This window comes from Vibrio sp. Isolate25 (assembly GCF_022398025.1).
Taxonomy (GTDB): domain Bacteria; phylum Pseudomonadota; class Gammaproteobacteria; order Enterobacterales; family Vibrionaceae; genus Vibrio; species Vibrio coralliilyticus_A.
The window spans coordinates 45,350-68,786 of sequence record NZ_JAKEUT010000008.1 but is presented as its reverse complement, the minus strand read 5'-3'; the positions used below and the strand labels follow the sequence as shown (position 1 = coordinate 68,786).

At 46.6% G+C, this 23,437-nt stretch carries 24 protein-coding genes; 1 reads left to right on the top strand and 23 read right to left on the bottom strand.

Annotated features, from left to right (window positions below; all coding sequences use genetic code 11):
* Window positions 1-12: 12 nt before the first annotated feature.
* Both aroC and prmB read right to left on the bottom strand, forming a co-directional pair.
* Window positions 13-1,098 (bottom strand): chorismate synthase, encoded by a 1,086-nt coding sequence (gene aroC / locus L1D15_RS15490; protein WP_095572945.1) that lies wholly within the window; start codon window positions 1,096-1,098, stop codon window positions 13-15.
* A 185-nt stretch (window positions 1,099-1,283) separates the two neighbouring features.
* Window positions 1,284-2,216: a 50S ribosomal protein L3 N(5)-glutamine methyltransferase gene (gene prmB, locus L1D15_RS15485; RefSeq protein WP_239837631.1), complete on the bottom strand. Its 933-nt coding sequence runs from the start codon at window positions 2,214-2,216 to the stop codon at window positions 1,284-1,286.
* Between the two features lie 62 nt (window positions 2,217-2,278).
* Between prmB and smrB the strand changes: the two genes are divergently transcribed.
* The gene (gene smrB / locus L1D15_RS15480) at window positions 2,279-2,809 is read left to right on the top strand and encodes an endonuclease SmrB (protein WP_239876358.1); all 531 of its coding nucleotides are present in this window, start codon (window positions 2,279-2,281) and stop codon (window positions 2,807-2,809) included.
* Between the two features lie 12 nt (window positions 2,810-2,821).
* Here smrB and flhB read toward each other — a convergent pair whose 3' ends face one another.
* The 21 genes from flhB to fliD all read right to left on the bottom strand — a co-directional run bounded on the left by flhB (window position 2,822) and on the right by fliD (window position 23,435).
* Window positions 2,822-3,952 carry a flagellar biosynthesis protein FlhB gene (flhB, locus tag L1D15_RS15475; RefSeq protein WP_239867588.1) on the bottom strand — a complete coding sequence of 377 codons (1,131 nt, stop codon included), beginning with the start codon at window positions 3,950-3,952 and terminating at the stop codon, window positions 2,822-2,824.
* 9 nt (window positions 3,953-3,961) lie between these two features.
* A complete protein-coding gene (gene fliR, locus L1D15_RS15470; protein WP_239837628.1) occupies window positions 3,962-4,744 on the bottom strand; it encodes a flagellar biosynthetic protein FliR in 783 nt (260 codons plus the stop codon).
* 9 nt (window positions 4,745-4,753) lie between these two features.
* Entirely contained in the window at window positions 4,754-5,023 is a 270-nt protein-coding gene (gene fliQ / locus L1D15_RS15465; protein WP_019274559.1) for a flagellar biosynthesis protein FliQ, read from the bottom strand.
* Window positions 5,024-5,035: 12 nt separating this feature from the next.
* Entirely contained in the window at window positions 5,036-5,911 is an 876-nt protein-coding gene (gene fliP / locus L1D15_RS15460) for a flagellar type III secretion system pore protein FliP (RefSeq protein WP_239876357.1), read from the bottom strand.
* The gene (gene fliO, locus L1D15_RS15455) at window positions 5,898-6,317 is read right to left on the bottom strand and encodes a flagellar biosynthetic protein FliO (RefSeq protein ID WP_239867582.1); all 420 of its coding nucleotides are present in this window, start codon (window positions 6,315-6,317) and stop codon (window positions 5,898-5,900) included. Before fliO ends, fliP begins: the two co-directional genes overlap by 14 nt.
* A 3-nt stretch (window positions 6,318-6,320) precedes the next feature.
* Entirely contained in the window at window positions 6,321-6,731 is a 411-nt protein-coding gene (gene fliN / locus L1D15_RS15450; protein ID WP_006959499.1) for a flagellar motor switch protein FliN, read from the bottom strand.
* A 21-nt stretch (window positions 6,732-6,752) separates the two neighbouring features.
* Window positions 6,753-7,808: a flagellar motor switch protein FliM gene (gene fliM / locus L1D15_RS15445; protein WP_239867579.1), complete on the bottom strand. Its 1,056-nt coding sequence runs from the start codon at window positions 7,806-7,808 to the stop codon at window positions 6,753-6,755.
* Between the two features lie 7 nt (window positions 7,809-7,815).
* Window positions 7,816-8,313 carry a flagellar basal body-associated protein FliL gene (fliL, locus tag L1D15_RS15440; RefSeq protein WP_239837624.1) on the bottom strand — a complete coding sequence of 166 codons (498 nt, stop codon included), beginning with the start codon at window positions 8,311-8,313 and terminating at the stop codon, window positions 7,816-7,818.
* Window positions 8,314-8,350: 37 nt separating this feature from the next.
* Window positions 8,351-10,420, bottom strand: coding sequence for a flagellar hook-length control protein FliK (locus L1D15_RS15435; protein ID WP_239876356.1), 2,070 nt, complete (start codon window positions 10,418-10,420; stop codon window positions 8,351-8,353).
* Window positions 10,421-10,559: 139 nt separating this feature from the next.
* Window positions 10,560-11,000: a flagellar export protein FliJ gene (fliJ, locus tag L1D15_RS15430; protein ID WP_239876355.1), complete on the bottom strand. Its 441-nt coding sequence runs from the start codon at window positions 10,998-11,000 to the stop codon at window positions 10,560-10,562.
* Between the two features lie 3 nt (window positions 11,001-11,003).
* Window positions 11,004-12,329: a flagellar protein export ATPase FliI gene (gene fliI, locus L1D15_RS15425; protein WP_239867571.1), complete on the bottom strand. Its 1,326-nt coding sequence runs from the start codon at window positions 12,327-12,329 to the stop codon at window positions 11,004-11,006.
* Window positions 12,329-13,129, bottom strand: coding sequence for a flagellar assembly protein FliH (gene fliH, locus L1D15_RS15420; RefSeq protein WP_239876354.1), 801 nt, complete (start codon window positions 13,127-13,129; stop codon window positions 12,329-12,331). Before fliH ends, fliI begins: the two co-directional genes overlap by 1 nt.
* A 21-nt stretch (window positions 13,130-13,150) precedes the next feature.
* The gene (fliG, locus tag L1D15_RS15415) at window positions 13,151-14,209 is read right to left on the bottom strand and encodes a flagellar motor switch protein FliG (protein ID WP_239837619.1); all 1,059 of its coding nucleotides are present in this window, start codon (window positions 14,207-14,209) and stop codon (window positions 13,151-13,153) included.
* The gene (fliF, locus tag L1D15_RS15410; RefSeq protein WP_239867564.1) at window positions 14,202-15,950 is read right to left on the bottom strand and encodes a flagellar basal-body MS-ring/collar protein FliF; all 1,749 of its coding nucleotides are present in this window, start codon (window positions 15,948-15,950) and stop codon (window positions 14,202-14,204) included. The genes fliG and fliF overlap by 8 nt, the downstream gene beginning before the upstream one ends.
* Before the next feature lie 16 nt (window positions 15,951-15,966).
* The gene (fliE, locus tag L1D15_RS15405; RefSeq protein WP_239837617.1) at window positions 15,967-16,278 is read right to left on the bottom strand and encodes a flagellar hook-basal body complex protein FliE; all 312 of its coding nucleotides are present in this window, start codon (window positions 16,276-16,278) and stop codon (window positions 15,967-15,969) included.
* Window positions 16,279-16,376: 98 nt separating this feature from the next.
* Window positions 16,377-17,777, bottom strand: coding sequence for a sigma-54 dependent transcriptional regulator (locus tag L1D15_RS15400; RefSeq protein ID WP_239837616.1), 1,401 nt, complete (start codon window positions 17,775-17,777; stop codon window positions 16,377-16,379).
* Window positions 17,777-18,838: an ATP-binding protein gene (locus L1D15_RS15395; RefSeq protein WP_239867562.1), complete on the bottom strand. Its 1,062-nt coding sequence runs from the start codon at window positions 18,836-18,838 to the stop codon at window positions 17,777-17,779. The genes L1D15_RS15400 and L1D15_RS15395 overlap by 1 nt, the downstream gene beginning before the upstream one ends.
* Window positions 18,839-18,960: 122 nt before the next feature.
* Complete coding sequence (locus L1D15_RS15390; protein ID WP_239876353.1) at window positions 18,961-20,424, bottom strand: sigma-54 dependent transcriptional regulator; 1,464 nt, start codon at window positions 20,422-20,424, stop codon at window positions 18,961-18,963.
* 256 nt (window positions 20,425-20,680) lie between these two features.
* Complete coding sequence (gene fliS, locus L1D15_RS15385) at window positions 20,681-21,091, bottom strand: flagellar export chaperone FliS (protein WP_239837613.1); 411 nt, start codon at window positions 21,089-21,091, stop codon at window positions 20,681-20,683.
* A 12-nt stretch (window positions 21,092-21,103) separates the two neighbouring features.
* Window positions 21,104-21,427, bottom strand: a complete 324-nt coding sequence (locus L1D15_RS15380) for a flagellar protein FliT (protein ID WP_239876352.1) — start codon at window positions 21,425-21,427, stop codon at window positions 21,104-21,106.
* Complete coding sequence (fliD, locus tag L1D15_RS15375; RefSeq protein ID WP_239837611.1) at window positions 21,411-23,435, bottom strand: flagellar filament capping protein FliD; 2,025 nt, start codon at window positions 23,433-23,435, stop codon at window positions 21,411-21,413. The genes L1D15_RS15380 and fliD overlap by 17 nt, the downstream gene beginning before the upstream one ends.
* Between the last annotated feature and the right edge of the window lie 2 nt (window positions 23,436-23,437).

Sequence of the window (23,437 nt, the reverse complement as noted above, 5' to 3'; positions counted from 1 at the left end):
CGTTTCTATTCACTAAATCTTCGGCGTTTCTGTCGTCACACCGTGATTCTGACCTCGGTGGCGAAGTAAGTGATCCATCACGACAATTGCCAGCATGGCTTCTGCAATAGGCACTGCGCGAATACCAACACATGGGTCATGACGACCTTTGGTGATCAGCTGAGTAGGTTCGCCTTCTCTGGTGATGGTTTCACCCGGAACAGTGATACTAGACGTCGGCTTCAGTGCAATGTTCGCAACAATATCCTGCCCCGTCGAGATACCACCTAAAATGCCACCAGCATGGTTACTACCGAAACCGTCTGGAGACAAAGTATCACGGTGCTCGCTGCCCTTTTGGCTAACCACATCAAATCCATCGCCGATTTCAACACCTTTGACCGCATTGATGCTCATCAGCGCGTGGGCAATATCAGCATCCAGACGGTCAAACACAGGTTCACCTAAACCGACAGGTACGTTGGTTGCGACAACCTGTAGCTTGGCACCAATCGAGTCGCCTTGCTTTTTAAGATCGCGAATTAACTGATCTAAGGCATCGACTTTGTCGACATCTGGGCAGAAAAACGCGTTATTTTCAATCTCATCCCAATCCACTTTCTCAATCGATACATCACCCATTTGAGACAGGTAGGCACGGATTTCGATACCAAACTCTTGCTTCAGGTATTTCTTAGCGATAGCACCCGCAGCCACACGCATAGCGGTTTCACGTGCGGAAGAGCGGCCTCCGCCTCGGTAATCACGCACACCGTATTTCTGGTGGTAGGTATAGTCAGCGTGACCTGGACGGAACTTATCTTTAATTTCCGAATAATCTTTTGAGCGTTGGTCCGTGTTTTCAATCAACAAACCAATCGAAGTACCCGTGGTTTTACCTTCGAATACGCCAGACAGAATCTTCACCTCATCTGGTTCGCGACGTTGAGTGGTATAACGAGAAGTACCCGGACGACGACGATCAAGATCCGTCTGAATATCCGCTTCAGTTACTTCCAGCCCTGGAGGGCACCCGTCGACGATACATCCTAGTGCGATACCGTGACTTTCTCCGAATGTCGTCACTCGGAAATGCTGTCCGATACTGTTTCCTGCCATTACTTCCTCAAATTTCTTCAGCTCTGTAAACAAAGCTGTACATTACAATTATTGGTAAATTCATAGTGGCGTTATTGCGATTTGATGTAAAGCCCTAAAGCCGATCTATTTTGCTTTCTTTGCCAATAAAAAACGCCGGACATGACTGTCCGGCGTTTTATCACATCAGGCGAACTGAATAATACTCAGTCTTTATAGATTGAGAACTCTTCTGCATGTTGTAGCATCTGTTCACGCGTTAACATGAATACACCATGGCCGCCATTTTCAAACTCAAGCCAAGTGAACGGGATATGCGGATATTGCTCCATCATATGAACCATAGAGTTACCCACCTCACAGATAAGAATACCGTTATCCGTTAGATAATCAGGAGCATTAGCCAGAATACGACGCACCAGTTTTAGACCATCCGTACCCGCAGCGAGGCCAAGCTCAGGTTCATGGGTAAACTCGTCAGGCAGACTGTTCATGTCTTCTTGATCCACATACGGCGGGTTAGACACAATCAAGTTGTACTTCTCTTTTGGCAGATCACGGAACAGATCCGAGCGAATCGGGAATACCTGCTGCTCCATACCATGGTCTTGAATATTCTGCTCTGCCACTTGAAGTGCATCGGTAGAAATATCAATCGCATCAACTTCTGCATCTGGGAAAGCATGTGCACAGGCGATCGCGATGCAGCCACTCCCGGTACACAAGTCCATGATGCGTGTTGGCTCTTCGACTAACCAAGGTTGGAACTCAGCCTGAATCAGCTCACCAATTGGAGAACGAGGCACCAGAACACGTTCATCGACAAAAAACTCTAAGCCACAGAACCAAGCACGGTTGGTCAGGTATGCGGTTGGAGTACGCTCATTGATTCGTTTCACAACACGTTCGACAATGCGCAGACGCTCACTGCTAGTCAAACGAGAATTTAATACATGTGGAGGCACATCAATGGGTAAGTACAACGTTGGCAGGATAAGCTGAACCGCTTCATCCCATGCGTTATCCGTACCGTGGCCATAGAACAGGTTTGCGGCATTGAAACGGCTCACAGTCCAACGAATCATATCCTGAAGCGTGTGTAACTCTGACACGGCTTCTTCTACAAAAATCTTATCCAAAATTGCCTCCGAAAAGCGCTACAATACTGCCAATAGCATTTTATTTATGTATCTATGACCCAATGAGCAAAAAAGACACCGAAATTGATGATGATTTCGCCCTTTTTAGGGATGCAGTACAAGGCGTAAAAAAGTTGCGACAGGATACCATAGTCCAGCAACCAAAAAAAAACACTAAGCAAAAAGAAATCAAGCGTAGCGCCCGTGAAGCCAGCGATACAGAGTTCTATTTTTCTGACGAGTTTGTTCCTCTTCTCAATGAGGATGGTCCTACTCGTTACGCGCGTGATGACGTCTCTCACTACGAGGTGAAACGCCTTCGCCGTGGGGTGTACATCCCAGATGTGTTTTTAGATATGCACGGCATGACACAAAATGAAGCCAAGCGCGAACTCGGCTCGATGATCGCATACTGCATCAAAAATGAGATTTCATGTGCGTGTGTCCAACACGGCATTGGTAAGCATATCCTCAAGCAAAAAACACCGCTTTGGTTGGCGCAACATCCTGATGTGATGGCATTTCATCAAGCGCCATTAGAATTTGGTGGTGACGGCGCTTTGCTGGTTCTGTTATCGATACCAGAGAAATAGGAAAACGGTGCTTTACTGCCTCAAGTCAGGGGGAATGGGAAGATCTGAGGCTTTAAAGTTTGGCCTCTGCCCTCCACGCTTGCGGAACTGCTTTAACTGGAAAACATATGCCAGAACCTGGGCTACTGCGGTAAACAGACCATCTGGGATTTCTTGTTCAAGCTCGGTGGAGTGATACAATGCACGTGCAAGCGGCGGCGCAGGAATAACATAAATGTCGTGCTCACGCGCGATTTCTCGTATTTTGAGCGCCATATGGTCAATCCCTTTGGCAACCACAATCGGCGCTTTATCGGTATCTTGTTTATAGCGCAGAGCCACAGAGAAATGCTCCGGGTTGGTGACAATTACATCAGCCTGTGGCACTTCTGACATCATACGGCGCTGAGCGGCCTCCCGCTGCAACATACGGATCCGCCCTTTAACTTCCGGCTTACCTTCCGTCTCCTTATACTCGTCTTTGACTTCCTGTTTGGTCATCTTCAACTGATCAGCGTGCTGCCAGATCTGGAAAGGAATATCGATCGCAACAACTATCAGCAGTGAACAACTGATCAACAACACGAAGTTCAGTAAGATATCTAACGCGTGGAAAATATTCTGCGGATAAACATCCATACTCAGTTGAAACAGATCTTCCTGAGCCGCATCGATCAGATAAAAGGCGACTCCAGAGACAAGTGCAACTTTCAGAATCGACTTGATCAACTCAACCCAACTTTGCAAGCCAACCATTCGCTTCAAGCCACTGAGTGGGTTCATCTTCGACCATTTCGGCATAGCGGCTTCCACTGAGAAGCTGACCCCGCCAATACCTGCAGCCCCCGCAAACGCAGCAATAAACAGCACCACAAGAATAAGCAATAGCGGTCCAAGCAAATTCCCCATCGACCCCAGCGCAATATCAAACAGCTTAGGGAGATCAAAAATTTCATCACGAGAGAGGTCAAATAGACGCCCCATGAGAGTGTATAAGGCGCGCGCAAGCGATTCGCCAAACCACATCAGGGCAATGGCTCCGATTATAAGAACAGAAACTGACGCTAATTCTTTTGACCTTGCAACCTGCCCCTTCTCTCGAGCCTGTTGCAAGCGTCTGGGCGTGGCGTCTTCGGTGCGTTCTTGACCATCTGATTCTGCCAATTCAGCCCCCTAACAATTCAAACGAATAAAGCTGCAAATTTGTTGCTCCCCTTGCAACCAGAATAGTTCATAGTGGCTAAACAAGCCGGCAATGATATACCAACAAATCAGCAAACCAACAATCAGGGCAAAGGCAAAACCCAACGAGAATATATTCAGCTGAGGGGCGGCACGAGTCATCACACCAAACGACAAGTTAATCGTTAACAACGCAATGATGCCAGATAAGGACATACTCAACGCGACTTTAAACATGATCCCTAACCAAAGTGCGAGCTCCCTAAAATCAACGGTATTCAGCGAGCCACTACCAATCGGCAATGACTTAAAGCTCATCACAACCAGCATGATCATTTTCAAATGACCATCGGTCGCGAGAAAAAACATCGTTGCGAGAAACATAAACAGCTGACCAAGTAGCGGCGTGTTCTGACCATTGGCAGGATCGACCATAGAAGCGAAACCCAAACTCGCCTGCATACCCAGAATCTGACCAAGAATAACGAAGGTCTGGATCATGAACTGGGTGATGGTTCCCATCGCAACACCTATGATGATCTGCTCTAAGAGGGTCATGAAGCCTTGGAAAGAGAGCAACTCTATGGTGTCAGGAACAGCAGGAATGACGGGCATCACAGCAAACGTAATTGCCAAGCCAAGGTAGAGCCTTACACGGGTAGAAACAAAGCGAGCCCCCGTCACCGACATCACCATCAGCATCGCAGCAATACGGGTGTAAGGCCAGAAGTAGTTGGCTATCCAGTCGAGTATAACGCTCGTTGGGAACTCCACATCACCCCCTTAATAGAGAACCTGAGGCAGACGTTCAACGATCGAGAAGAAGTATTCCATCATCATTTGCGTCATCCAGTGAGCAAACAACATCAACGCCAGTAAAGTCACCACCAGACGAGGTAAGAAACTTAACGTCTGTTCGTTAATCGACGTGGCGGCCTGAAAAATCGCGACAATCAAACCAATAAGTAGGCTGGGAATGATAATGGCACATACCATCAGCAATACCATCCACAATGCGCCTCTAAATAGCTCGACAAAGACTTCAGGCGTCATGCTTTCCTCCCGCTATAAAGCAAAGCTGCCAGCCAAGGTTGACAGGATTAAGTTCCAACCATCGACTAGAACAAAGAGCATCAGTTTAAAAGGCAAGGATACAATCATAGGTGATAGCATCATCATACCCATTGCCATCAGAACAGAAGCAACCACTAAGTCAATAATTAGGAATGGTAAGAAGAGCATAAAGCCTATCTGGAAGGCCGTCTTGAGTTCGGATGTAATGAATGCAGGGATCAACACGGCCATAGAGACATCTTCAGGCGCCGTGGCACTCGAACCAGAAATATTGACGAAGGTTTCAAGATCCTTTACTCGTGTTTGCTTGAGCATGAAGTCCTTCATGGGGACTTGTGCTAAATCAAAGGCTTCGCGTGCCGTTATCTGCTCATTGATGTATGGCTGAATTGCTTCGTCATTAATTTTACTCAGTACCGGAGACATAATAAAAAATGTCAGGAAAATCGCGATACCTATGATGACTTGATTCGATGGTGTCTGTTGCAGTCCCATCGCCTGACGGAGGATCGACATCACCACAACAATACGCGTGAATGACGTCATCAAAATGACCATGGCAGGAAGGAAGCCCAACATCGTCATCAGAGCAAGGATCTGCAGATTTATTGAGTAATCTTCACTGCCATCTGTGTTGGTCGTCATAGTAAAAGCGGGGATACCTCCACCGCCGCCAGTAAAACTACCCGTTGAAATTGTCCTCGCCGCACCCTGCTCTTTTTCCATTGCAGATACAGTGACTGATTCTGAGGGAGCAGCATTGGCAGGCACTGACGTGGCGAGCTGCTCTTCAGCATAGGAAAACGCCGAGAAGAGAGTTAAGCATAGTGTCAGTATCAGCGGGGCAATTCGGCTAGTGTTTATCATTCTTTTTCAACAGCTGAGTCAGTTGAGTGGCAAAAGGGCTTGCCGCTAAAGCAGACTTATTCAGCTCCTCCTGGGTCAAGGGGGTATCCAGTTTTGAAATCAGTTGTATTGATTGGGCGGTCACCCCAACCAGAAACTGTTCTTCGCCAGCCTGCACAATCATGATTCGCTCACGAGTACCGACTGGGATTTGACGAACAACACTCAAGCCACTCTGGTTAATCATTGCAGGTACACGCATGCGTTTCAGCAACCAAGCCAGAAACAGAATAAACGCAACAACGAACAAGAGCGACCCAAACGTGGTCGCCCAATCTAACTGATTACTGGTTACGGTTTCAGCCCAAGCATAAGGAGAGAGTAGAGTAAGGATACACAGAAAAACGCCTTTTAACTGTTCTCTCATAACCTACCTTAGCTTCTTAATTCGTTCAGTTTGGCTAATAACGTCGGTCAGACGAATACCAAACTTGTCGTTGACCACCACCACCTCACCATGGGCAATCAAGGTGCCATTAACCAAGACATCCAATGATTCACCTGCAAGGCGTTCCAGTTCAACTACCGAACCTTGGTTTAGCTGGAGTAAGTTACGAATGCTGATTTGTGAACGCCCCACCTCCATGGAAATGGTCACCGGAATATCGAGAATAGTATCGAGTTTACGGCGTTCATCTTCAGAAATAGGCGAGCCAGTGTCTTGCAATTCGTCGAGTTGAGCGGCCATAACCTCATCTACATCTACCTCTGGCGCATCAGGGTCTTCACCTAATGCCGCAGCCCATTCGTCCGCCAGTTTTTGATCGTCGCTCGGTTCCATACCTGTTACCTATTTACTCTATTAATCTTCAATTTCACCGTCATCTTCTTCTAATTCAGAAATGACGTCTTTGCCTAGAAATGCAATATCGGTTTTCACTACATCTGGGCGTTTAATTTTCTCTGATACCTGAACTGCAAGTTGTTCACCCGAACGGCCCATCTTCACTCGGAACGTAGGCAGCTCTTCAACAAACATTGTGGCATGCTCGGGCATAGAAATAGGGATGATGTCTCCGGGTTGAAGCTCCATCAAATCTCTTAGTGAAATATCTTGTTCTAGTAAATTCACGCGAAAGTTGACTGGAACATCCATAATTTCTTCACGAAGTGCGGTACTCCAACGAACGTCCGTTTCCATTTTATCGGACTGAACACCAGCATCGAGAAGTTCGCGAATCGGTTCCACCATTGAGTATGGCATGACCACATGGAAATCACCGCCACCGCCATCCACTTCAATATGGAAAGAACTGACAACAATCACTTCCGTTGGGCTAACAATGTTCGCCATACTTGGGTTTACTTCAGAATCAAGATATTCAAACTCGACCCCCATCACCGGAGACCAAGCTTCCTTGTAGTCTTCGAAGACAATTTTAAGTAGCAACTGAACGATGCGACGTTCCGTTGGCGTAAATTCACGACCTTCGATACGCGCATGGAAGCGACCATCCCCACCAAAGAAGTTCTCAACCAAAATGAAAACTAAGCGCGCTTCCATAGTGATCAGTGCGGTCCCTTTTAACGGTCTGAAACGCACCATATTCAAACTGGTCGGGACGTACAAGGTGTTTTGGTATTCACCAAACTTCATCATTTGTACGCCATTTATCGACACTTCGGCGGTTTTTCGCAGCATATTAAATAAGCTGATCCGCAAATGACGCGCAAAACGCTCATTGATCAACTCCAGCGTTGGCATTCGACCACGGACGATGCGGTCTTGAGAGGAGAAGTCGAATTCTACAGCACTAGCATCGCTCTCGGCGCCACCACCTTCATCTTCTGCCTCATCAACATCGTCAACACCATGGAGTAGCGCATCAATCTCGTCTTGGCTTAATAGATCGGTCACTCTTCACCTACTGTATTACAAAGTCAGTAAATAACACACGTTCAATCACTGGTTGCCCTACTGCACGATTTAAACTCGCTTTGATGTCTTCTGTAGCTCTGTCTCGCAGCTCCACACGTCCGTTAGCGCTGCGAAGTTGATCGACGGTCGCTGAGGCAAAAGTTCCGAGTAACGAACTTTCAATCAGAGGTGAGTGGTAACGTGCCAAGTTCTCATTATCAATACCGCGCACCATTAACTGTACTTTGATTTGCACAAGACGATCCTTTTTATCGCCAGTGACATTAAACAGGAATGGTTGCGCAATATTAACGTAAGAGACAGGTTCAGCAGCGACCGCCACGGCTTGCTGGGTCGTTTGCTCTACTTCTTCAGGTTCACTCGAGCCCATGAGAAAGAAAGCCGCACCTCCGCCACCAACCAGTAAAACAACAACAGCGATGATGATAATTAACAGCTTGCTTTTTCCCTTGGGTGCTTCTGCTTCTATTCCTTCGTCTGCCATATCCGATGTTTCTCTATTTTTCTTACTTTTCTACAGTTTAAGCGTAATAACTAATTCCATCACGCTTTGTTGCGACATTCAAATCAAGATTGACGTCTGGTTCAAGGTTTTCTTCACCGGTAAAGGCTTGATTGCTGCTACCTTGACCATTTCCAGCTCCACTTCCAGCCGCATAACGATTTTGTTGTTGACCCGCGGATTGCTGCTGAACTGACGAGTCACCCAATTGAACGCCTTGTTGAGCTAACATTTCACGTAAACGGGGCATAGATTGTTCAATGACATCCCGAGCCTGCTGATTCGCCACCGTAAAGTGAACTGTCGCTCCCTCTCCCGTCATATTCATACGGATCTGTAATCGACCTAGCTCTGGCGGATCCAAGCGAATATCGATGTTTTTTAGATTCTTCGACATCATCATTTGGACTCTTTCCGCTACCTGATCACCGGCCATTTCTCGATTAAGCTGCAATGGAGCTTGAGCAGCAGCTTGCTCAGTACGAATTGGGTTCTGTGCCGTCAAACCTTGTTGGCTTGCGGCCTGTGATAGTTGCTGAGCAAACCCTGTATCACCACTTTGACTCGCCCCCTGCTTCCCGTCTGTTGCAGCTAATTTGCCTACAGCACCCGCTGCTTTCGCTCCCATTACCGCTTTTAGCATAGCTTGTTCACTGGCTATCGGTGTAGAAGCGACTTGCTGAAGTTGACTCGCAGCCAGCTCATTGGGCAAAGGCACTGCCGCAGCCTGTTGCGTAGCTTGAAGATGGCTCTGAGCCGCCGTGACTTGAGCACTTGATGATGTATGTAATGCTTGCTGAACCGATTGTGCCACCGCAGCTTGCTGTGCTTTAGGTTTTGCATCCGGTTGAATCTGTAACTCATCAACTCCCACATCCGCCGCTGAGACCGCCCATGGGATTGCCGAAGAACCAGAAACTGCTGTGGCTGCAACCGTTGGTTCAATAGCACTTTCTGTTACAACTTCACTGCCAGCCAATTGTGATGGCGAAGCATTCGACTGTAGTTTTTTTTCAGCACTAGGCTTTGCTGGCTCTGTCCGATTGGTTTCATTACCTTGAACCATGGTAATTTGTGCCTGTGCTTCGGTTTTTGCCGCTTCAACAATCTGTTCGATCTCTTTATCAGACAAGCCTTGGGTTTTCAGTTCATGTTTTATCTGTTCAATTTCAGGACTGGTTAACTGAGCTTTATCGCTATTCCCCTCAGTCACTCCAGCCATAAGAGCCACCGCGCCTTCTGCAGTCACGGTCAGCTCACCATCACTAGGTTTATCGGAAGCTATCACAGCTTCCTGACCATCTTCAGATTCAATAAATCGCTTCGCACTTTCAGGAACCATCACTTGCTGCTCCACAGGTTGCTCAGCCATCAAGTGTTCTTGTGCTTTGATGCTTTTCTTATTCTCAGTGTCAGTAACATCCACATCCGTTTGTGTTTCACCTTGAGTCTGCCTTTGCACAGCAGAAGCGGCTGTGTTTAACGTTTCCGCCTGCTCTTCTTCGCTAACGTTGTGAGCCTTCTGTTGCTGTGAAGAGCTTACTTCTTGTGTCGCCAACTCAGGTTGTTGTGGCAACTCATTGCCGTCCTTAGGTTGAAGGGCCTTACTGGCTTTGTTTAAACGACCAAGCAATTCCCCATTTTCAGACACAATCTTCTCAGCATCACCTTCTGTTGAGTCATTAGACTGGCTTTTCGTTGATGCCTCAGTTTCTACTTTAACTTTAGAGGCTGGTTTATTCTGCTCTTGATCTATCGCTAACAATTCATCAGTTGAAGAGCCCTTGGTCCCCTTAGTGATCACTTCCCCAGACTCTAACACCTCGTCTTCATCGGCACTGACGCTCTTACCATCACCCGCCTCTTGTTCAGGCTCAATTGAAGCCGCCTCTTCCTCTCCGACTGCAGACTCAACTGTCATTGATTCTGCGTCTGAAACCTTTTCTCCACCGGATTCACCTTTAATAAAAGCGGCCAACTTAGAAAAAAAACCTTCAGACGGTTTCGCCTCTTCACCCGAACCAACGGACTGGGAGGATGTGGTCGACGTTTTCGGGGTGTCAGAAGCCGGAGTTAGGTTTATATTCATAAATAGATACTCGCGCGTAATTGAGGGAGCAGTCGCGGCCTGTTACTTAGAATGGTTTGAAGCGGCAACTCATCATTTAACGAAACAGAACTGCAAGAAGTACGCCAATCAAATAGATAATAAGAATAATTATGTGAAGTTAGTTCGAAGTCCGGCGGGAGTATTGCAGAGTAGAAAACTCGTCCATTTGTTTTTGCTCACGAACATTTTGTAAACGCTCTTTTTCTGCCTGTTTTTTATCTATCAGCCACTCATAAGAACGCCTTTGTTTACGACATTCCAACCAGTTTTGCTCACAACTTTCCACTTGGGACTTAAAGTGCTCTTCTGCTTGTTTCTGCTTGGCCAGAGTTTCATCTAAGGTCGTCAAAAAACGATTAAGATGAGAGTATTGACTAGCCGTTAACCCTTGTTTGCCTCGTTCTACCAATTGATTGCAGTAGTCCAATCGGTATTTTTCTATCTGCTCTAACTGCTGATAATAGCCATCCAGTTCAACCCGCGCCTGACCAAGCGCGAGTACCGCTTGGTTTTCTCGTTCCTGAGCCTGACTCAATAAAAAATCCAGCGCATTGTCCATGGATTACGAGTCTCCTTGTAGCAGGTTACGCAGCATGTTGACACACATATCGTACGGTACCGTCTCTTTCATCGCTTGCTGTAAGTAACCATCCAGTCGAGGTTTTAATGTGAATGCACTATCAATGGCTGGGTCAGATCCCGGCTTATAAGCACCAATCGATACCAAATCTTGATTTTTTCGACAAACTGACAGAACTTGACGCACCGCTTTGGACATCAGTATCTGCTCTTCTGAGGTAATTTGTGGCATGACACGACTGACTGACTTCTCAACATCAATAGCAGGATAATGACCAGCATCAGCCATTTCACGCGATAGCACGATATGACCATCTAGAATGGCTCGTGATGCATCGGCGATTGGGTCTTGAAGATCATCACCCTCCGTCAGAACGGTAAAGAATGCCGTGATGGAACCTTGCTCTTGACCACCATTACCCGCACGCTCAACCAAAGCAGGCAATTTTGCAAACACAGACGGTGGATAACCTTTAGTCGCAGGCGGCTCACCTACAGAGAGAGCAATTTCACGCTGAGCTTGAGCAAATCGAGTCAATGAGTCCATGAGGAGAAGCACATCTAAGCCTTGATCGCGAAAATACTCTGCAATCGTCAGGGCTGTCTGACAGCCTTTTAATCGCATCAGTGGCGACGAATCCGCTGGTGCCGCCACGACAACCGAACGCTGACGACCATCTACTCCAAGGATTTCTTCGATAAACTCTTTTACCTCACGACCACGCTCACCAATTAAGCCTACCACGACCACTTGAGCAGTGGTGCCTCGAGTCATCATCCCCAAAGTAACCGACTTACCCACACCTGAGCCGGCAAATAAACCGATACGCTGACCTTTACCAACCGTTAGCAAACCATTAATTGCCTTGATACCCACATCAAGTGGTTCTGAAATCGGCTTTCTCGCTAGAGGGTTAATGGGCTCCGCGTTAAATGCAGCCCGTTTCTCCGTATAAATAGGCCCAAGGCCATCAAGTGGATTCCCCACCCCGTCAATCACACGACCAAGCAGTTCCATCCCCACAGGTAAACCCACTTCGCTAGTTAAAGGGGTGACTTTCGCGCCCGGTAGGACACCTGTGATCTGTTCACTGGGCATTAGGTAGAGGTTATCTCCCGAAAAACCCACCACCTCAGCCTCCATCTCACCATGCATCGTTTCCACTTTGCACAGGCTACCGATAGGCGCTCGGCATCCAGTCGCTTCCAATGTTAGCCCAACGACTCGAACCAATTTTCCAGAGGCAACAGGCCGACAAGTTAGCCCTTGTGTTTGATATTGAGAAAGGCGTTCTGCCAGCGCCAACATTACTCACCACCTTGATGACGATTCACGCCACAAAAGCTCTGTAGCACACTGCGAATTCTGTCTTCAAGTCGATAATTGACGCTAGACTCACCTGCTTCAATCTGCACATCACCCCGATTGAGCGCAGGTTCAGCCATGAGTGTCCAATTACGAAATTCCAGCTCAGCTTCACCATATGAAGAGCGAATAATCTCCACATCTTCAGGATGAAGCTTCAAAGTGATCGAATGCCCTGAGATGGGTAGGGATTCAACCGACTGCTTGATGGTATCCAATACAACTTGAGGATTAGTCTGTACTTCAACATGCACAACTTCTTTAACCAGAGTCAGTACCATGTCGACCAGCTGTTTCTCAACCTGCGCATTCATCAGTTCCAAAGGCTGAGCAAACTGATTAGCTAGGTCAACGAAAGTTTGTACCTGTTGCTGAATCAGATCCTGACCCGCTTCAATGCCTTCCGCTTTTCCTGCTTCCAAGCCTTGCTGATGACCTTCTTCGTGACCTTGCTCTTTTCCTTTGTCATAACCTTGTTTGAAGCCTGCTTCTTGACCTTGGTGTAAACCGTCCTGATAAGCCTGCTGTTTGATCTGTTCAATGTCTTCTTCGGTCAGCTCTTTAGGTGCTTCATCCTCAGGTTCAGAAAAGGTAGGCATCCAGCTAGGGTCATAGTTCATTGCCGTTTCTTTCGCCTGTTTATGAGTTTCCGGCGTATAATCCGGCATTCCCCATTTCTCAGGCTTTTGGACTTGCTCGTCATTATCTAAGCGCAAAAAGCCGCGCTTTCTTTCCCCTGACATAGACCTATTACCTACTTCAAATTACAAGAATTCGTCTGCGCCGCCGCCCAGCATAATCTCACCAGAGTCTGCCATACGACGGGCCACAGCCAATACTTCTTTCTGTGCCGCTTCTACATCAGAGACTTTAATTGGTGGCATAGCTTCAAGATCATCACGCATCATCTCAGCGGCACGTTTAGACATGTTCTTAAAGATCTTCTCACGCAGAGCATCATCGGCACCTTTAAGTGCGCGCTGCAACGCATCTTGTGGAACATCACGCAGTAGTTTCTGAATACCTTGATCGTCGACTTCGATGAGGTTCTCGAATACGAACATAAGGTCTTGGATCTGCGTGGCCATGTCTTCATCTTGATCGCGAATTTGCTCCATCAGGATGCCTTCTACATTGTTGTCCATGTAGTTCATGATTTCCGCAGCAGCCTTCAGGCCACCAATCTTGGCAGCTTGAGCACCTGCTTGACCCGCAAACTGTTTCTCCATGATTTCATTCAATTCCGCCAAAGCCGAGGGTTGAACTTCTTCTAGATTGGCAATTCTCATCATCAGATCAAGACGGTCACGCTCAGCAAACTGAGACAAAATTTCCGCAGACTGATCCGGCTCTAGATAAGACAGTACGATAGTTTGAATCTGAGGGTGTTCGTTGATAATGATGCTGGCAACCTGACGCGGGTCCATCCACTTAAGTGAATCCAAGCCCTTCGAGCCTGTTCCAAGCAGTATTTGGTCAACAAGATTATTGGCTTTATCTTCACCAAGGGCAGCAACCAAGGCATTACGCATAAAGTCTTCACTGCCCATACCAATATTGGTGTATTTTTGAATGTCTTCCAAGAAAGCACGGTGTACCGCACCGACCTTATCTTGGCTTAGGTCAGCAGCGCGAGCCATAGCACTACCAACGCGTTGTACTTGTTTCGGTTCCAAGTGACGAATGATACCGGCAGCGTCTTCCTCATTTAAACTCAATAAGAGGATCGCCGCGCGCTCTTCGCCCGGTATACTTTCTATATCCACGGTGTTGTCTACAACTTCGCCACCGCCTTCTCCCTGTGGTACGACTTCGTTAGGCATCTTCCATCCAGTTCTTCACTACTTGTGCCGCCAGTTCTGGCTCGTTAGCAACCAGCGCACGAACTGCTTTCAACACATCTTCATCTTTATGGAGGTTAGGCAAGTCAATGCTAGAGCCGAACTCAAACAGCTCGCCACCATCCATATCTCCACCAATCAGGCTGGTTTCTCCATCAGCACCAATTGGCAACCCATCTGGTCCGTATAGTTGGTCATCATCGTCATCCGAAGCAGGGTTGAGCAATTTCTTCATGGCTGGGCGAACTAGAACCAACACAACGACTATGATAACCAACGCACTTGCAAACCAACGCACCCAATCGTTGAAGTTAGGGTGCTCCCAGAGAGGGACATCCGTTAGCACTTCAATTTCAGGTTCAGCAAACTGCATACTCAACACATTAAGTAAATCACCACGACTTTCATCAAAACCAACCGCACCAATCAGCACTTGGCGAATTGACTGTAACTCAGCATCCGACAGAGGTTGATAAGTCGTCTCACCACTCTCTGGATTAACAGATGCACGGTTTTTTATCGCGACAGCGACCGTTTGGCGATTAACAATCCCCGACTGACGACGTTCGTGACTGATTGTTGTATCCAGTTCAAAGTTACGTGTGGCTTCTTTATGCACAGAACCCTGGCCCATTAAAGAGCCATCTTTCATTTGAGCTACGTCTTGCGGAATGGACGCATCCGCCGGAGGTTGGTTACTCAGCGCACCCGGTACACCCGCCACCACGTTACCATTATTATAGTCTTCCAGTGTGTATTCACTTCGAGTCGAAGGGGTGTTCGGGTCGAAGCTCTTACGCGTTTGCTCTATCGCACTGAAATCCAGCTGAATATCTACTTGTGCGGTGTAGTTTCCAAACCCAAGAATCGGGATAAGGACAGAATCAATTTTATCGCGCAGTGCTTGTTCTTGCTTACGCTCGAGCTCATGCTCTTTACGGCGTGCAGCCGAAGCTGGGTCTTGCGAACCAGAGCTGAGCAATCGACCATGTTGGTCAGTGACGGTAATTCGAGTGGGTTTCATACCTGGAACAGCACTAGCCACCATATCAACCACAGAGTCGACCTCTTCCTGTTTAAGCGAGGTTCCAGTACGCAAGGTTAAAAATACCGACGCCGAAGCTTCTTGGTTGTGACGAACAAAGACACTTTGTTTTGGTAATGCCAGTAACACTCGTGCTTTGCGTACTTGTGTCATCTCTTCAATGGCTTTGGCTAACTGGCGCTCACGGCTTAACTTGAGCCGTTCTTGCTCTAGACGTTGGGAAACACCAAATCCCATATCTTGCATCAGTATTTCGTCGCCAGCTTGCTTTTCATTGTTTAAGCCGGCACGAACCATATTTAACTTGAGGGAGTTGTATTCACTGGATGGAACAGAGATGGTATTACCGTCCAGTTTATAGTTGACCTTCTGCTGGTCTAGATAATCGAGAACGGGAATCAGCTCTTCCGTCTCATAAGCACCAAGCGGACGCATTTCCGGCTCTCTTACCCAGAAAAACAACATCACAATCAAGGCAACACAGATTGAAATAGAAAGAACTAGGACAACCTGTCGAAGGAGATCGAGGTCCCCCACTGCCATATCAAATTTGGATGTACTTTGCTCGTCCAAATCTGGGTTCTGAACATCAGTATCCATCTCTGATGTTGCAACCATCGCGGTATCAGGACCACCATCCGATACTGCAAGATCCGTTGATTGATTTTGCTCTGCCACAGACTATACCTATCACTTAAACTGGCATGTTCATCAATTCTTTGTACGCTTCAACAAGCTTGTTACGTACCTGAATCGTTGCCTCAAAGGCCACACTGGATTTATTGCGGGCAATCATCACATCAGAAAGAGACACATCCTGATCACCACGATCAAATCGCATTTGTAAATTGCCTGACGTTTTTGACAATCCATTCACGTTATTGATGGCATTGTTGAGCAAGTCACCAAAATCCGCTCCCACTGTATGACCAGTTGCGGCAGGTTTAGTGTTCGCTGCTTCGAACATCATTGCTTGCATTTCGCCTTGAAAACCATCAACTCTCATTGAACACCTCGGACGTCAACTCTTTGACTACAATTATTGCTATAACTATGACGCTGCAATCTACATGCCATATCAATGTGAGCGCCGAAAATAACACGTTAGTTTGGAATATCAATCCCCGCATCACGCATTTTGGCTAACTTGTAGCGCAATGTACGTGGGCTAATACCTAGCTTTTCAGCCATTTCTTTTCGACGACCGTTACACTCAGCCAAAGTCTCGAGAATAATGGCATATTCTTGTTCTCGCAGTTCACCACCAAGGCCTGCACTAGAGGCAAACGCATTGTCAGGCTCAGCGATTGGCTTAATATTGGGCGCTGTGATTTCACCTGTTTCAACAACATGCTGTAAGCTACCCGCATCTTGCCAATCTAAGCCTTCAAGTAAAATATGGTCACTCCCTACGTTACCATTTTCACTAAGAATCAATGCACGCTGAACGACATTATCAAGCTCACGGACATTTCCTGGCCAAGAGTAAGCCAGTAACTTATTCATTGCACTCGCTGAAAGGGTTGGGACAGGTAGACCAAGCTTCTTGCAATGACGCTCTATAAGGTGATTAGCTAGAGGCTCAATATCACCTTTGCGTTCACAAAGCGCTGGCCACGCTAACGGGAACACATTCAGGCGATAGTATAAATCTTCTCGGAAGTTCCCTTCCTGAACATACAACTTTAGGTCTCGGTTACTGGTGGCCAAAACTCGAACATCAAGCTTGATACTCTTTCGGCTTCCTAAACGCTCAACTTCACGTTCTTGCAAAACACGCAATAACTTAGCTTGAAGGTTTAAATCCATCTCGCTGATTTCATCCAGCAAAATAGTGCCCCCCTGTGCTTGTTCAAACTTACCTGGGCACGCCTGAACAGCGCCTGTAAAAGCGCCTTTTTCATAACCGAAAAGAGTCGCTTCCAGCATATTGTCTGGAATGGCAGCGCAGTTAATCGCTACAAATGGGCCATCTTTACGGTTTGATGCGTTATGAATGTAGCGCGACATCACTTCTTTACCAGAGCCACTCGGCCCCAAGACCATTACACTAGCGTCTGTTTTCGCCACTTTGTCTGCCATTGCTAACAGCTTTAAACTTTTTTCATCGGCAACAACGGCATCGCCATTATCATCAGATTTGATCGGCGCATAACGACTTACCATGTTCAGTAACACTTCCGGCGCAAATGGCTTAGCCATATAGTCTATCGCGCCATCTTTCATAGCTGAGACCGCATCTTCAATGTTGGCGTACGCCGTCATCAGTAATACAGGTAAGTTTGGCCAATGCTGCTTGATATTGCGCAGCAGTGCCAGACCACCCATGCCCGCCATTTGCACATCAGAGACGACAATATCTACCTCATGCGCCTTAAGCTTGACTAAGGCATCTTCAGCGCTATCCGCTTCCAACCACTCATATCCAGCCAGTGCTAGGGTATCGACCAAGGCTTCGCGTAGACCTTCATCATCTTCTACGATTAGTACTTTGCTTTGTGCCATTATCCTTCTCCTGTCATTACATCGTGATCAGCTTGCGGAGTACGCTCTAAAGGAATACAGATGGTAAAACATGCACCATCACCTTCCTCAGAAATCAGTTCTAACCTTCCATCGTGAGCACGACATACCATTTGCACAACTGCCAAACCCAATCCTGTGCCTTGGGAGCGTGTGGTAAAGAAAGGCTCCATTATTTGATTATGTAGTTCCTTCGGTACACCTGGGCCACTGTCCTGTACCGAGATCTTCAATTCGTTGTTTACCGGACGGAAAAAAACATCAACTTGTGATTGTTTACCCGCAATTTGAATTGCGTTCATCACCAAGTTGCTCAGTGCAGATGCCACCGCATTCGCATTGCCAAACAATTGTGTCTCTTCTTTTTCCACTTCAAGATGATAATCAATCTGGCTATTTTTCAGTGCCGTTTCCACCATAGGAGAGAACTCTGAAACCAACTCTGAAATGGTAAAAGGCTTGACCACTTTGTTGTCGCCTCCTTTCGCAAACAACAACATATCGTTGACCTGTTTTTCAAGATCATGCAGACGATCCATCAGCTTACTTTGAAAACGATCTTTGGTTGCGAGAGGTAGATTTGGCGCCCCCAAATTTGAGGCGTACAACATCGCACTGGAAAGAGGTGTTCTGACCTGGTGCGCTAATGAAGCCACCATACGACCTAAGGAAGACAAACGCTGCAAATCACTGATTCGAGATTGTAATAGACGAGTTTCCGTCAAATCTGTAATCAGGATCAATTGCCCAGTAGTGGAAGCTGAGATCGCCAGCCTCACTTTACGACCGTTGCGAAGCGAGATCTCATGGCCATCATCTTCACGTGGTGCAAACGCTTGTTGGATAACTTCAAACCATTTCTGTCCAATTAGCGGCATTTCCAATAAACGCTGCGCTTCTGGGTTTGCCTCGTGAACAACACCTTGAGTATCAAGCAAAATCACACCAGCCGGCATCACATCTAATACCTGCTTATAACGTTCAACTTGTTCTTCAAGAGTTCCGAGCGGTTGCTGATTCATGATCGCTTGGGCTGAGTCCATGTCGTATTTCTGCCTTAAAAACTACAATAGCCTGAAATGCAAGAAGCACGCCAGGCTATTTTATATAATTTTCAGACACTTAATGTACAGTCGATATTTTGACAGCGCCGATATTATGCAACTTACCGCTGCACATTATACTTTCTCATCTTCTCCACTAGCGTGGTTCGACGCATACCAAGCATGTCAGCAGCACGAGCAACAACACCACCTTGAGCTTCCAAAGCTTGGTTGATCATATTGATCTCTAACTCTGCCAACATCTCTTTAAGGTTGACCCCTTCAGGAGGCAATTCCTGCGGCGTATTGGAGTTTTCGTGTAAACCATCAGCTTCATCAAGGCTGAAATCTTCAGAGAAAATGTCCTGCAATACATCACGTTCTTGCTCCTCAACTGAAGCAAACACGTTATATTCAGGCTGAAACTCAGGAATATCACTATAGCGATACTTGGTTGGCAAATGGTTAACATCAACCAAGCTATTTGGATAGAGAATAATCATTCTCTCAACAAGGTTGGCTAACTCTCGTACATTTCCCGGCCAGTCATGTTCCATTAATGAATTGATCGCTCGCGGTGTAAAGCAGATTGGCTGAGCGCCCTCGGCTTCCATACGCGTCATCAGCTCTTGTAACAACAATGGAGTATCTTCAATACGATCGCGTAGCGCAGGCATCTCGATTGGGAACACATTTAAGCGATAATAGAGATCCTCACGGAACGACTCATCATCAATCATGGTTTCTAAGTTGCGATGAGTGGCCGCGATGACACGCACATTGACTTTAATCGTAGTATTACCACCAACTCGCTCAAAACATCTTTCTTGAAGTACACGGAGCAACTTAACCTGCATCGGCATTGGCATATCGCCGATTTCATCAAGAAATAGTGTCCCACCTTCCGCAAGTTCGAAGCGCCCTTTACGAGACGTTATCGCTCCAGTAAAAGCACCTTTCTCATGGCCAAACAACTCACTTTCAAGAAGATCCGGTGGGATAGCTCCACAGTTAATTGGTACAAATGGCCCATTTCGACGAGCAGAGTGATAATGAATATTACGAGCAACGACTTCTTTGCCGGTACCGGAATCGCCTAAAATGAGCACATTTGCTTCAGTAGCGGAGACCTGTTCAATCAGGTGGCGAACTTCTTTAATGCCAATACTTTGTCCCACTAGACTGCGAAACAGAGTGTTCTTGCGCGAAGAAGAGACATTGACACCTTTACGGCCTAGAAAGTCCTTGCAATGTCGCAGCGCTTCACTTAGCTGGGGATAATTAAGAGGATATTCCAGTTCACCAACATAATTCGTCATTTCTTCAACTGGATAAGAATGCGTTCCCGCGATAAGTAAAGGAATATGATTTGCCTGAGAGAGCTGAGAACTCAATTGAGTTGAAAAGTGATTATTTTGCAGCGAACCGACAATACATCCAGCCCACACATCTGACCAGTCAACGTCGTTCAGCTGCGCGGAACTTATCGCCTCACATTGCTCTCCGACAAATTCTAATATATTACTCAGATTGATGCGCGCTTGAGCATCATCTTCAATTACGAGCAGCTTTGCTAAACCTTGCATAGGTGAGAATTATTGCCTTTATCTTGAAACGTTGTGGCTGTTATTTCTGTCTCTAACACTAATTTAACTATAGAACAGGATTAGTGATAAACAATTCATAAAATTCAGCAACAAAATAAGCCACTAGGCTACTAAGTGGCTTCTATTCTATTTGATAAAAAAATAAAGGCAACCAAGCAATTAGGTGATGTGACGTTTGCCCAAAAGCTTTTTATGCAAGATATTTCAATACAACCTTATAAGTTTAACTTATCGCTTAAATTCCAACATCGGTTGCGGTCAGGTTATGGTATTCAGGCGGAATCTGTTCCCAAGCGGATTTAATCTCGCGAATGATCTCAATCACATCATCTAGAGGTTGAGGGTCGTTCTTGTGATTCGCCTCAGTTATTTGGGTGATCATGAACTCGTATAACTGATCAAGGTTCTGAGCAATATCACCCCCATCATCCATAGATAGGCAGCTACGTAGACTAATGATGATGTCTAGGGCTTTACCCAGCCTCTCACCTTTGACAGGTATATTACCCTGCTCCATTGCCGCTTTGCCCTGAATTAATCGCTCGATAGCCCCTGCCATCAGCATCTGAACAATTTTATGCGGGGAGGCAGCACTGAGCTGGCTATCTACCGATACCTTCTTGTAAGCCTGTAATGAACCACGCATAACAATCCTCTTTTATATAAATTTCTTGTACTGCTGCACCGATTTATTGCCGTAGCGGTACTTCTTCAAATTACTGCCAAGTTGAGTCGTTTTCTTTTGCATCATCTCGACAGTCAACTGAGTGCGTTTAATAGCACTCTGCCATTCTGGCAACTGAGCTAACTCTTGGTGTTCACTAATAGTACTGATCAAGGTTAGCAATATCTGTTCCCTTTTATCGACCAGTTCAACGATTTCTTCAGTATTAATGTCTGCTGATGAAAGACCACTTACAATATCGTGATCAATATCACATAAAAATGCGACTTGTGCCAAAAAATCATCCACCCAGTGCATTCATCATACCTGCTAATTGGGACTGCATTTTACTCGTTGCATCCTGCATCGCCGTAAATTTGGCGTGTGTACGTTTCTCTAGACTTTCCATACGGCGATCCAAAGACGCCTGATCATCTTCAAGGCGGTAATTTTGTTCCACCATGCTGCGCTCTCGAGTACGAATTGAACCGGTGACACCGGTGATACCTTGAATCGCATCTTCGACTTTTTTCGCAAAACCTTGGTTCCCACCAAAAAAGTCTTCCAACTTATTAAAGTTATTATTTAACTGACGATCCAACATCTCATAGTTAATCTCCAGCGTTCCCTGACGCGTCGTGGTAATACCGAACTCAGTCAAGGTTTTTAAATCATCAGGAGCTGGCTCCACATCGGATGAAAAAACAGATTTTAAGCGAGAATCCGCACTGCGCACGACGCTGTCACCCGCTAATGGACCAGCAGCTCCAGTTCTAGGGTCGACTCCAGATAACTCTTGGGAGACCTGATAAAATTGGTTATACGCGGCAACGAATTGCTCAATATCATCACGAACGCCTTGACGATCATATTCAATATCAATTTCCGAAGGTGTTTTTCCTCGCTCTGAGCGGCCTTTAAGGGTCAGATCAACGCCTTCAATCGCATCTTCTATGATGTTGTTATCACTCGATAATTGTGCCACACCATCCAACAACACCTTAGAATCCTGCGCTGCTTGAACTTGAGTCATACCGCGGTAAGCATCAAAAGACTCTTGAGCAGATTTAAGATCCGCTTGTGCTTGATCAATACGCTCTAAATACTCCCTTTCTTCTTTAGGCAGTTTGGCACGTTCAAGCTCTTTCGCTTGTTCTGGAGTCAGTTCGCCCGCTAGTACTTTCGCTTCGAGGGCTGCTTTTTCCTGGGCCAGCTTATTTTCAATCTCTGCTTGTCGAGCATCCAATGCCGCCTGCGCTTCTTTTGGCGTGACATAAGAGTCTGTCAATGTACCTGAAGCCGTGATACTCCAACCAGGGATATCTGGTGCTTTTTCCAGCGCTTTGGCATCAAGTTGAGGTTCTGGCTCCCAGTAAGAATCGAGCAGAGTACCTGAAGCAGTTGCAGTCCATCCAGGAATGCGTTCTTCGGGTTTGAGGTATTTATTGGCTTCCGCACCAGCGGCGGCGGCCGCTGCAGCTGCTGCATCTGAAAGTTCGTTACCAGCACTGGCATCTTTAGCCGCATTCGGATCGGCGGCAATTGCCGCTTGTTTAGAGCTGTCGGCAATCTCTTGATCGACAACCTTTGCCGCTTTGACATTGTTCTCAGCAATGCGGTCGGCAATCTCTTGCTCTTCTGGTGTAAGAGGTTTGAGCAAATCCTGCGCAGCAGCACGGGCTTGCTCAAGATCTTTAACTCGTTGCTCTAGAGTCTTGTATTCAAGCCTTTTCAGAAGGTTGTCTGGCGCTGATTCAACACTCAGTTTGAGAGCGTTTTGCTCACCAGAATTGCTTGACGCAACGATGAGTCGAGGGCCTTCGACATCGTTGATAACCGATGCCCGAACGCCGGGATTGGTTTTGCTACCATTGATACCGCGAACAATATCAATCAGTTTTGAGTTTTCCTGCACCTCTATAGTGAACTTTTTATCACCAAGAGAAATCTGCAGCTTACCCGGGCCAAACTTTGCATCTTCCGGTAATACATCAGACGCAATCTTATGGCTTTGGGCAAGCTGCAACACATCGATAGCATATCTACCAGCGATAGCTTCAGTGGTTGCCGTCGCAGAAACAACGGTATCATCCGTAGACTCTACCTTTCTTGCGGCGAAAGCTTTCTCCTGACGAAAGCTCGCCATCAAGTTTTTCATCGTATCCAACGACTCTCTGAGCCGCCCGTAGGCACTGATACTGGAATCAATTTTGTCACGCTCATTGTCGATACGTTGCTGCTTAGGCACACGCTCCGAATCGACAATTTTGCTGACCATGGCATTGATATCCATGCCAGAATTCATCCCTACTGGGCCAAAGCTCATTC